The organism is Thalassococcus arenae (assembly GCF_019104745.1).
Taxonomy (GTDB): Bacteria; Pseudomonadota; Alphaproteobacteria; order Rhodobacterales; family Rhodobacteraceae; genus Thalassococcus_B; species Thalassococcus_B arenae.
In genome coordinates this window covers 1257067-1268797 of the sequence record NZ_JAHRWL010000001.1, presented here as the reverse complement: position 1 = coordinate 1268797, position 11731 = coordinate 1257067, and the positions used below count along the sequence as shown (strand labels likewise).

8 protein-coding genes are annotated in these 11731 nt (G+C 64.1%); 4 read left to right on the top strand and 4 right to left on the bottom strand.

What is annotated here, in order from left to right; translation table 11 throughout:
• Positions 1 to 3: 3 nt before the first annotated feature.
• Genes KUH32_RS06295 through KUH32_RS06280 form a run of 4 tightly spaced genes read right to left on the bottom strand, consistent with a single transcriptional unit; the run spans position 4 to position 4455 of the window.
• Entirely contained in the window at positions 4 to 1284 is a 1281-nt protein-coding gene (locus tag KUH32_RS06295) for a BCD family MFS transporter (RefSeq protein WP_217777190.1), read from the bottom strand.
• Positions 1281 to 2183 (bottom strand): chlorophyll synthase ChlG, encoded by a 903-nt coding sequence (gene chlG / locus KUH32_RS06290; RefSeq protein WP_217777189.1) that lies wholly within the window; start codon positions 2181 to 2183, stop codon positions 1281 to 1283. The genes KUH32_RS06295 and chlG overlap by 4 nt, the downstream gene beginning before the upstream one ends.
• 58 nt (positions 2184 to 2241) lie before the next feature.
• Positions 2242 to 3666, bottom strand: coding sequence for a transcriptional regulator PpsR (gene ppsR, locus KUH32_RS06285; protein WP_217777188.1), 1425 nt, complete (start codon positions 3664 to 3666; stop codon positions 2242 to 2244).
• Entirely contained in the window at positions 3667 to 4455 is a 789-nt protein-coding gene (locus KUH32_RS06280) for a cobalamin B12-binding domain-containing protein (protein WP_217777187.1), read from the bottom strand.
• A gap of 305 nt (positions 4456 to 4760) precedes the next feature.
• On the opposite strand from KUH32_RS06280, the gene bchF reads away from it, so the two are divergent.
• From bchF to KUH32_RS06260, 4 genes are all read left to right on the top strand, one after another.
• Positions 4761 to 5249 (top strand): 2-vinyl bacteriochlorophyllide hydratase, encoded by a 489-nt coding sequence (gene bchF / locus KUH32_RS06275; protein ID WP_217777186.1) that lies wholly within the window; start codon positions 4761 to 4763, stop codon positions 5247 to 5249.
• Positions 5246 to 6532: a ferredoxin:protochlorophyllide reductase (ATP-dependent) subunit N gene (locus KUH32_RS06270; protein WP_217777185.1), complete on the top strand. Its 1287-nt coding sequence runs from the start codon at positions 5246 to 5248 to the stop codon at positions 6530 to 6532. The genes bchF and KUH32_RS06270 overlap by 4 nt, the downstream gene beginning before the upstream one ends.
• A 61-nt stretch (positions 6533 to 6593) precedes the next feature.
• Entirely contained in the window at positions 6594 to 8141 is a 1548-nt protein-coding gene (gene bchB, locus KUH32_RS06265; RefSeq protein ID WP_217777184.1) for a ferredoxin:protochlorophyllide reductase (ATP-dependent) subunit B, read from the top strand.
• Complete coding sequence (locus KUH32_RS06260) at positions 8131 to 11697, top strand: magnesium chelatase subunit H (protein ID WP_217777183.1); 3567 nt, start codon at positions 8131 to 8133, stop codon at positions 11695 to 11697. Before bchB ends, KUH32_RS06260 begins: the two co-directional genes overlap by 11 nt.
• Positions 11698 to 11731 lie beyond the last annotated feature (34 nt).

Here is an 11731-nt window from a genome sequence, read left to right as displayed (position 1 = left end):
CGATTACTCTCCCGGAACGAAATGCGCGCCGGTCGGGCGCGGGGTCATGATGCGGGCCGCCATGACGGCGGCCGCGGTGAACAGCAGCGCTTCGGCCGCGAAGACAGCACCGAAGGCGGGCGCGTCGGGCAGGACCTGCCGCATGAGATCGACCGCCGCGGCGCCGGTCAGCCCGCCGAATCCGGCGGCGATGGCCTGCGCGGCGCCCCACAGGCCCATGCGCGTGCCTTCGCGCTTGTCCCGCCCCTGTCCGGCGAGTGCCATCATCGATCCGATCGCGGCGACGGCGAACATGCCGTTGCAGAAGCCCAAGGCGATCACGGCCGCGCGCAAGGCGGCATCCGAGCCGGTTTCCGCCGAAAGCGCCACGGCGACAAGGCTCAGCGCCGAACCCAGACAGCCCAGGATCACCCAGCTGCGCAAACTGCCTATGCGAAGCCCGGTCGCGGCGATGCCCACGGTCAGCATGCCCAGAAAGACACCACCGTTCTGCATGCCCGACAATTGCGTGGTCTGACCGGGTGTCCAGCCGAACACCAGCCCGGCATAGGGTTCCAGGATCAACTCCTGCATGAAATAGGCGGTCATGCTGAGAAAGACGAAAACAGTGAACAGCCGTGCCTCGCGCTCGGCCCAGATCTCGGCAAGGCCTTCGCGAAACGGCACCGGATCCGGTTCGGGGGTGACGGTCAGCCCGCGTTCGATGCGCACCGTCACGGCGACGGTCAGGATCAGCGCGAGAACCGCAACACCGCCCACGACCCGCAACAGGCGCGCCGGTGAATAGGGGTCGAGCATCGCGCCAACCACACCGGCGGTCACGGCGATCCCGAATATCATCATCAGCCAGGTCACCGTGGCAGCCGCAGCACGGCGCCGCGGCGCGGTCGCGGTGGCCAGCAAGGCCAGCAGCGAAGTGCCTGATGCGCCTACCCCGAGTCCGATCAGGGCATAGGCGAAAACCGAAAGAGAGACACCCAGAAACAGGCTCTGTTCCAGCAGGATCACGCCGCACGCGGCCAACACACCGCCCACGGCCAATACCGCCATCCCGGCGCGGATCCACAAGGTGCGGTTGCCGCCGGTATCCGACAGAAAGCCCCAGCTGGGCCGGGTGATCTGGATGCCGTAATGCAGCCCGACCAGCAATCCCGGCAGCAGCGCGGGCAACGCCAGTTCCACCACCATCAGCCGGTTCAGCGTCGACGTGGTCAGCACCACGATGGCACCAAGCGCCATCTGCACCAGGCCCAGTCGGACTATGGACAGCCAACTCAGCGTCATGCGCCCAGCCCCCGCAAGGCCAGGGCGGCGATCATCATGCCCGAGATATACATCAGCACTCCGGTCCCGTTGTACCACGGCGCTTTCGCCCTGGGGTCGCGCAACATCACGGACATGGCCCAGACCTGGCCCAGGCACAGCAGCAGGACACCTGCCGCAAAGGCCGGCTTGCCCCAGGCGACCAGCGCTATGATCACCATGACCTGCGGTATCAGCATCACCGCGCAGGCGATCCGCGCCGCACGGTCGGCGCCCATCGTGACGGGCAGTGACTTCACCCCGGTCTGCCGGTCGCCTTCAAGCGCCTTGAAATCGTTCAGCGTCATGATGCCATGCGCTCCGATGCCATAAAGAAGGGCGACGAACACCATCTGCGGAGCCGGTAGCGCCTGCAACAGCACGGCGGCGCCAGTGAACCAGGGCAGGGTCTCATAGCTGAGACCCACCAGGCCCGGCCCCCACCAGCCCGACCGTTTCAGACGAACCGGTTCGGCCGAATAGGCCCAGGCGGCAAGCACACCGATGCAGGTTGCGAAAAACCCCCAAAGACCCAGAAACGATCCCACCACCAAAGACAACGCCGACATCGCCAACGCGATCCACAACCCCCACCGGCCCGGAATGCGGCCCGAGGGAATGGGTCGATCGGGTTCGTTGATGGCATCGACGTGGCGGTCGCACCAATCGTTGGCCGCTTGGCTCATGCCGCAGACGATCGGGCCGGCCAAAATCACGCCCAGCAGCGCCAGCCCCCAATGTTCGGCAAAGGACGCCCCCGACGACACCATCCCGCACAGATATGCCCACATCGGAGGAAACCAGGTGACAGGCTTGATCAACCGCAGCATTGCTGCGGGATCAGGCATCTGCCGAGAGTGTAAATTCAGGCTGACAGACATGTGTAAACTAGATACGACATGTCGAGTCGGCGCAAGAAAAACCGTTGAGTTGGAGGGGCTATTCGTCGCCGTCGCCGTCGCGGCTCAGCAACCCGTATTTTCGCAGCTTCACATACAGGCTCTGGCGCGACAGGCCCAGCATTTCGGCGGCGGCCACGCGGTTGTTCCGGGTCAGGTTCACCGCGGTTTCGATGCACATCTTTTCCACCACGTCCGTGGTTTCAGCCACGATTTCCTTGAGCGACGCCGAGCCGACCAGTTCCATCACGTTGCGGTTGGAGTCGTCGGTGGTCTGGAGCGGGCTTCTCCGGAACGCCTCGACACGGCTGGCGTCGCGGATGACGAAACCCAGTTCGGGTTCCGAGCGGTCGTTCAGATACGTCACCGACAATTCGACCGCCGTTCGGGCGCCGAAATCGTTGACGATCTTGGTTGCGTACATGCGCATCTGCCCGGCCCGGCGGGCGTTTTCGACCAACACGCTCATGTCGATCTGGCCGCGCCCCAGGAAATCGCTGAGGTTCCGGCCCTTGACGTCGACGAGGTGCGCGGCATCGACAAGATCCAGAAACGCGTCGTTGCCGGTCTGGACCTGTCCCGTGATCGAAGTGAAGACGACGGCGTCCGCACCCTTTTCGAACAGGGCCATCAGGTTCGTGCTCAGGTCATCCGGAGCGGCACTGGCGCCATCGGTCGTGCTCAGCCGGCAGATCAGCACGCGCTCGCCGGCGGCGCGAAACACGTTGGGCGTGATGACGATCCGTTGTCGGCCGCGTTTCGTCTGCAGATCGAAACCCGAGGCGGATTCCGAAATGGCGGTGTTCACCAGGCTTTCGATGAATTCGTCGCGCCGCCGGTCGCGGAATTCCTGCGCAAACGACACGCCGATCAGATCTTCGCGCGTCGATCCAAGCAACGCCGCGGCGGGTTCGTTGAGATCCTTGATCCGGCCCTCGTTGACCGACACGAACACGATCGCATCCCGCACCGAGCGCAACAAAAGCCGATAGCGGGCATCGAATTCGCGCCGCGCCTCGTAACCCTGTTCCAGCGACATCTGCGCTTGCACCAGTTGCTGCTGGGTTTCCGCGATCGGCCGCAGATCGCGGCCCAAAAGCAGCAGCGCCTTGTTGCCGATCAGCCCGTGAAAGGTGTAGCGCACCGGAAATTCCCAGACCGCGTTGTCGGTATGGTTCAACTCGACCGCCTTGGACGAAACGGTTCCACCGACATATTCGTCAAGAATGGCACGGAACTTGGGGATGCTTTCGACCGTCAGGAAATCATCGATCGGCCGGCCTTCCCAATGGTCGAGATTGCCGAACGAGGTTTCGTTTTCATTGATCAGCACGGACAGAATGACGCCCTGGGCGGAAACGACCAGGGCGATATCCGACGCTGCTGAAATCAAACCTGCCAAGTCCTGCGGGTCGATCAGCGGTATGGAGCCGTTGCTCCAGAAACTGGATCCGTTTGTATTCATCTAACGTGCCGCTGACTTGAACTTGTGTCTTTTCCTTTCGCAGAGCTTGAATGCCACGCGCACATCGTTGGTCACCAGGTCGACGCCGGTTCGTTCCTTGACCCGCTCGGCAAGCCCAAGAACCAGGCCACCAAGCGCGATGGGTGGCGCTCCGTTCAGCTCGGCTCTGACCCGTTTAACCATCTGGGCGATGGGCGCAAGAGCATCGGCCCGAGAACATGAGAACATGATCAGGTCGTAGGGATCGTCGCGCAGCACGCGCACGATCGTTCTTTCATCGGGTCCGAACAGCAACCGCACAGACGCGCCAAGACGGCGCAGCTGCGCCGTGGCGACATGCGGGCCCAGGGTGTGACTGTCATCGGCTTGAAGGATCAGCAGCGTGTTGATCGCCTCGGCCTGGTCGTTCGCAACGGCCGCCCAGGGGGGCGCCAGCAACGTCAGCAGACCTTGCAGGCGCGCGGTCGCGATCGTGACCTTTGCGAACCCGATCGCATCTTCTACCCACATCTCGCCCAACGCGCGTGCCGCTTCGGGAATATACAGATCGACGATGTCGTTGGGCTCGATCCGGCTGTCCCTGAGATCGTTCAGCAGCACTTCCGCATTGAAGGCACCCGCGCGCAAGGTCGACCGAACCAGCGACCGAACGACCGAGTTGCGCATGCTACGCGCCACATCGTCCTGCTTGCCGTTGAGGACGGAAATAACCGTGCTCGCCAAGACGGATACGCCGAAGGGCGATCCCCGTTCAGCGTCGCGGTCTTCTGAGCTGTTGTCAGTCGACATGCGATCATCCTTGCCGCTCCGCCGATCCGCGACGGCCGACTTGGTGACCCGGAATGGAGCAAGATCAATTGTCGGAGACTGCCTTCCAAATGTCAAAATAAATTGACACCACGCGGGTCATCCAAGCGATTTCAAGCGCCTATCCACGAAAAACGACCAAGAAAATCAGCCAACAGCACCGAAACCAACAGAATCAGGTGAATTGCGAAGTGTCAGGCAGGCGTGCCCCGATCAGTGTAAGTTAAGATTGACACTTTTGGCGTCCGGCAGTTAGATTTTGTCCAAGCAAGTTGACGGAATCGCATATGGCTGCCCCGCATCCCTTGTCTCCCGGCAGAGCCCCGCTCTACACGCCCGATCAGCGGGCGCGGCGGGACGCGACTGTGTGGACCACGGTGCAGGGCATACTCGCGCCGTTGCAGTTCCTGGTCTTCCTGGTCTCGGTCGTGCTGGTGTTGCGCTATCTCGTTTCCGGCATCGGCTACGACGCGGCGACGCTGTCGATCCTGGTCAAGACGGGCGTGCTGTATCTCATCATGGTAACCGGTGCGGTCTGGGAAAAGATCGTCTTCGGACAGTACCTGTTCGCGCCCGCCTTCTTCTGGGAGGACGTGTTCTCCTTCGGCGTGATCGCGCTGCACACGGCGTATCTCTGGGCATTGTGGACCGGTTCGCTGATGCCGGCGCAAGAGATGTGGCTCGCGCTTGCCGCCTATGCCGCTTATGTCGTCAACGCCGGCCAGTTCCTGTGGAAACTGCGCATCGCGCGCCTGCAATCCGAGGCGCCGGCATGACCGATCATTTCGCCCCACCCCCCGCACGCGGCTGCAGCCAGACCCCGGTTCTCAAACAACGCGGCCAGCACGAAGTGTTCTGCGGCTTGACCGGTATCATCTGGCTGCACCGCAAGATGCAGGATGCCTTCTTTCTCGTGGTCGGCAGCCGCACATGCGCGCATCTGCTGCAATCCGCGGCCGGCGTGATGATCTTCGCCGAACCCCGTTTCGCCACCGCCATTCTCGAGGAAACCGACCTCGCCGGCATGGCTGATGCCCAGGCCGAACTGGATCGCGTCGTATCGGAACTGCTAAAGCGCCGTCCCGATATCCGCCAGCTCTTCCTCGTCGGGTCGTGCCCGTCCGAGGTCATCAAGCTCGACCTTGCCAACGCCGCCGAACGGATGAGCGCGCAATTCGCTCCGCGGGTCCGCGTGCTGAACTTCTCCGGCTCGGGGATCGAAACCACCTTTACCCAGGGCGAAGACGCCTGTCTTGCCGCCATGGTGCCGGTTCTTCCGGATACCGACGCACGCGAATTGCTGATCGTCGGCGCGCTGCCGGATGTGGTCGAAGAACAGGCCGTGGGCCTGCTGAACGCGATGGGCATCGGCCCGGTCCGCGTTTTGCCGGCGCCCGCGCGCAACGCTGAATACGGGATCGGTCCGAACACTGTCTACGCGCTGACCCAGCCTTTTCTGACCGAAACGCACGAGGCGCTGCAGCGCCGGGGCGCCCGGCACATCGCCGCGCCTTTCCCGTTCGGCGAGGAAGGCACCACCGCCTGGCTGCAGGCGATCGCCACGGAATTCGGCGTGGATGCCGCAACCTTTGCCCGCGTCACCGACGCACCCCGCGCACGGGCCCGAAAGGCCGTGGCCCAGGCGGCCGAGACGTTGCGCGACAAGTCGGTCTTCTTTTTCCCCGACAGCCAACTGGAACTGCCCCTCGCGCGGTTCCTGACCCGTGAATGCGGGATGCAGGCGGTCGAGATCGGCGCCCCCTTCATCCACCGCGCGGTGATGGCGCCCGAGCTCGACCTGCTTGCCGAAGGGCCGGTCATCGCCGAAGGCCAGGATGTCGATCTTCAGCTTGACCGCTGCCGCGCCGCCGCGCCCGACCTGACGGTCTGCGGCCTGGGCCTTGCCAATCCGCTCGAGGCCGAAGGGCTGACCACCAAATGGGCGATCGAACTGGTCTTCACCCCGGTGCATTTCTACGAACAGGCGGGCGATCTGGCCGGCCTGTTCTCGCGTCCGATCCGCCGCCGGTCTCTTCTCAAGATGGAGGCGGCAGAATGATCCCTGTCTTCATCTTGCCGGGAAAACTCCGGGGTCCGGGGCAGCGCCCCGGGGGTCAGCCATGAAGCTGACCGTCTGGACATACGAAGGCCCGCCCCATGTCGGCGCGATGCGCGTCGCCACCGGCATGAAAGGCCTGCATTACGTGCTGCACGCCCCGCAGGGCGACACTTACGCCGACCTGCTGTTCACGATGATCGAGCGACGCAACCACCGCCCGCCGGTGACTTACACCACCTTCCAGGCGCGCGACCTTGGGGCCGACACCGCCTACCTGTTCAAGGATGCCTGCATGGCGGCCTATGAACGGTTCAAGCCCGAAGCGATGATCGTCGGCGCGTCCTGCACCGCCGAACTGATCCAGGACGATCCCGGCGGGCTTTCCGAAACGCTTGGTCTGCCCGTGCCCACGATCCCGCTGGAGCTGCCCAGCTACCAGCGCAAGGAAAACTTCGGCGCGGACGAGACATTCTACCAGGTCGTCAAGGCACTGGCCCGACCCGTGGACAAGACCGCGCGCGTGACCGCGAACCTGATCGGCCCCACCGCGCTGGGCTTTCGCCATCGCGACGACATCACCGAGCTGACCGGCCTGCTGATGGAGATGGGGATCGCGGTGAACGTCACCGCGCCTTACGGCGCGTCTCCGTCCGATATCGCCCGACTGGGGGCGGCGCATTTCAACGTGCTGATGTATCCCGAGACGGCGGAAACCGCCGCGCGCTGGATGGAACGCGAGCTGGGCTTGCCCTACACCAGGACGGTGCCGATCGGTGTCGGCGCGACCCGCGATTTCGTGGCCGAAGTGGCGAAACTGGCCAAAACAGAGCCGCATCTCGATGAATCCCGCCTGCGTCTGCCCTGGTATTCGTCGTCGGTCGACAGCACGTACCTGACCGGCAAGCGCGTCTTCCTGTTCGGCGACGGCACCCATGTCGCCGCCTGCGCCCGCATCGCCCGGGACGAGATGGGCTTCGAGGTGGTGGGCTTGGGCTGCTACAACCGCGAACAGGCGCGGCTGATCCGCGGATTGGCCAAGGATTATGGCGTCGAGGCGCTGATCACTGACGATTATCTCGAAGTCGAACGCACCATCGAAGCGGCCGCGCCCGAACTGATCCTCGGAACCCAGATGGAACGCCATATCGGCAAGCGGCTGGGCATTCCCTGTGCGGTGATCTCGGCCCCGGTGCATGTCCAGGATTTCCCCGCACGCTATTCGCCGCAGATGGGGATCGAAGGCGCGAACGTTATTTTCGACACCTGGGTGCACCCGCTTGTCATGGGTTTGGAAGAACACCTGTTGACGATGTTCCGCGAGGATTTCGAATTTCACGATGCCGCCGGCGCCAGCCATCACGGTCACCAGGCCGTGCGCTGGCAAGAGCCGACCGAACCGTCCCGAACCGAACCGAAACAGGACGGATTGCTGGCCGCAAAAAGCGCCGAGATCGTCTGGCTGCCCGCTGCCGAGAGAGAATTGAAGAAGATCCCGTTCTTCGTCCGCGGCAAGGCCCGCCGCAACACCGAGGTCTTTGCGTCCGAACGCGGCGTATCGGAAATCAGCGTCGACACCCTATACGAGGCAAAGGCCCACTATGCGCGATGACGTGATCGGCATACCGGCGTATCGCATCGCCATCGTGACGTTGGACAACCACGCCGCCGGCTCGGTCGCCCGCGCCGCCATGCGACTGGCGCCGGATTTTCCCGGTCTCGAGATCAGTGTCCACGCCGCCGCCGAATGGGCGGAAACGCCGGGCGCCCTGGCCGAGACGAAGGCCGCGATCGCCGCCGCCGACATGGTGATGGCGAACCTGCTGTTCCTCGAGGAACACATCAAACCGATCCTGCCCGACTTGCGCTCTGCCCGGGACCGCGTCGACGGGATGATCGGCGTCATTGCTGATGCCGAAATCGTCAAGCTGACCCGGTTGGGCAAGCTGGACATGATGGCGCCGCAATCCGGCCTGATGGCCTTGATGAAAAAGCTGCGCGGGTCGTCCAAGCCGTCTTCGGAGGACGGCGCCAAGAAAATGCGCATGCTGCGCCGACTTCCGAAAATCCTGCGGCTGATCCCCGGCAAGGCACAGGATCTGCGGTCGTGGTTTCTGGTCATGCAATACTGGCTGGGCGGGTCGGACGACAATATCGAAGCGATGGTGCGCTACCTGCTGGGCCATTACGCAACCAGCCGCCCAGACTGGCTGGGTGCCGAAGGTGCGGCGCCCATCGATTACCCGGATGTGGGTCTGTATCACCCCGATTTGTCCAAACGCATCACGACCCGGATCGCCGATCTGCCGAAACCGAAAGATCCGGTCGGAACGGTCGGGTTGCTGATGATGCGGTCATACGTGCTGTCTGGCGACTGCGCGCATTACGACGCGGTGATCCGCAAGTTCGAGGCGCGCGGCCTGCGCGTCATCCCGGCGTTTGCCGGAGGGCTGGATGCGCGACCCGCGATCGACGGTTATTTCCGTGACCAGGGCGCCGTTCGGATCGACGCTCTGGTTTCGCTGACCGGTTTTTCGCTGGTCGGTGGGCCCGCCTACAACGACAACGCGGCGGCGATCGGCGTGCTGAATGATCTCGACGTGCCGTATCTGGCCGCGCATCCGCTTGAATTCCAGACGCTGGGTCAATGGGCCGAAAGCCCGCAGGGCCTGGGGCCGATCGAAACCACGATGCTTGTGGCCTTGCCGGAACTGGACGGGGCCACCAACCCCACCGTGTTCGGTGGTCGGCATGGCGAAGACGGATGCAACGGCTGCGCGCATCGCTGCCCGAACGCCGCGAGCGACAAGGCCATGGCGCCCTGCTTTGAGCGTATCGAAAGCCTGGCGGAAAAGACGCTGAGATTGGCGACGTTGCGGCGCAAGGCCAATGCCGAAAAGACTGTCGCGGTGGTGCTGTTCGGCTTTCCGCCCAATGCCGGCGCCGTGGGCACCGCCGCCTATCTGAGCGTTTTCGAAAGCCTGTGGAACACGCTGCGGGCGATGAAGGCTGATGGCTATGATCTGGATGTACCCGCCAGCGTCGAGGCCTTGCGCGCCGCCGTTCTGACCGGAAATGCCGCGCAATACGGGCAGGAAGCCAACGTGGCGGCCCATGTGAGCGCCGACGAAATCGTGCGCAACACGCCGCCTCTGGATGCCATCGAGGCGGTCTGGGGCCCGGCACCCGGCAAGGTGCAATCGGACGGCCGCGGTGTTTTCGTGCTAGGTGCGCAGTTCGGCAAGGTGTTCGTCGGCGTGCAACCCGCTTTCGGCTACGAAGGCGACCCGATGCGCCTGCTGTTCGAGCGGGGCTTCGCGCCCACCCATGCCTTCGTGCAGTTCTACCTGTGGCTGCGCAACACGCTGAAGGCCGATGCGGTGCTGCATTTCGGCATGCATGGTGCGCTGGAATTCATGCCCGGCAAGCAGGCGGGTCTTGGAGCGCGCGACTGGCCCGACCGGTTGATCGGCGAGATGCCGAATATCTACCTTTATGCATGCAACAACCCGTCCGAGGCATCGCTGGCCAAGCGCCGGTCGGGCGCGGTGACGGTGACGCACCTGACCCCGCCACTGGCGCAGTCGGGGCTGTACAAGGGACTGGCCGAACTGAAGGACAGCCTGACCCGTTGGCGCGAGATGGCGCCCGGAGATGGTCAGCGCACCGAACTTCAGGCGCTGATCGCCGAGCAGGCCCGGGCGGTCGATCTGGGTGAAACACAGCCCGATGCCCTGTGGCTGAGGCTGCTGGAAACCGAAGACGCATTGATCCCCGACGGTCTGCATGTTCTGGGCAAGGGTTTCTCGGACACTGCCCGTGCCGATTATCTTGCGCTGATCGACGGCGCCGACGACGACATCCGCGCCCGTGTCGATGCGCTGTTGCAGGAGGACCACGAGATTCCCGCCCTGCTGCGGGCCTTGTCGGCGCGCTTTGTCGCGCCGGTGCCGGGGGGCGACCTGATCCGCTCGACCGACATCCTGCCCACGGGACGCAACATCCACGCGTTCGATCCGTTCCGCATGCCGACGGAATTCGCCTGCCGCGATGGCGAAAGACAGGCCCGGCTGCTGCTGGAAACGCATCACAGTCTGCCGCGTAGCGTGGCGCTGGTGCTTTGGGGATCGGACAACATCAAGTCGGACGGAGCGCCGCTGGCGCAGGCCCTGGCGCTGATCGGGGCAAAACCGCGCTTTGACAGTTTCGGCCGGATCTCGGGTGCCGACCTGGTTCCGCTGGCCGAACTGGGCCGGCCAAGGATCGACGTGGTGATGACCCTGTCGGGCATCTTCCGCGATCTGCTGCCCTTGCAGACCCGGATGTTGGCCGAGGCCGCGCTGAAAGCCGCACAGGCCGACGAACCGCCGGAACAGAATTTCATCCGCGCCCATGCGCTGGCCTATATGGACGAACATGGCTGCGACATCGAAACCGCCGCGCTGCGCGTCTTCAGCAATGCCGAAGGCGCATACGGCTCGAATGTCAACGCGCTGGTCGACAGCAGCGCGTTCGGTGACGAGGACGAGCTGGCCGATGCCTACGAGGCGCGCAAGAGTTTCGCCTATGGCGTGACCGGCAAGGCCAGCGCCAACTCGGCGTTGCTGCAATCGACCCTGAAGCGGGTGGAAGTGGCCTATCAGAACCTGGAATCGATCGAATTGGGGGTGACCACGGTCGACCACTATTTCGACACGCTGGGCGGCATTTCCCGCGCGGTGAGACGCGCCCGCGGTGGCGACGAGGCAGCGATCTATATCAGCGACACCACGCGCGGGCAGGGCCGGATGCGCACCCTGGCCGAACAGGTGGCGCTGGAGACCCGCAGCCGCAGCCTGAACCCGAAATGGTTCGAGGGCATGCTCAAGCACGGCGCCGAGGGCGTGCGGCAGATCGAGGCCCAGGTGACCAACACGATGGGCTGGTCGGCCACCACCGGCAAGGTCGAACCCTGGGTCTATCAGCGGATCAGCGAAACCTTCGTGCTGGATGCCGAAATGCGCGCCCGCCTGGCCGATCTGAACCCGACCGCGTCGAGCCGGATGGCGAACCGCCTGCTCGAGGCGCATGACCGCGACTACTGGCAGCCCGACGCCGACACTCTGGCGGCGTTGCAGGATGCGGCCGATGCGCTGGAAGACCGGCTGGAGGGGATCGCGGCGGAATGATGGACGCATGCACATATGGCGTCGTCGGACCGGG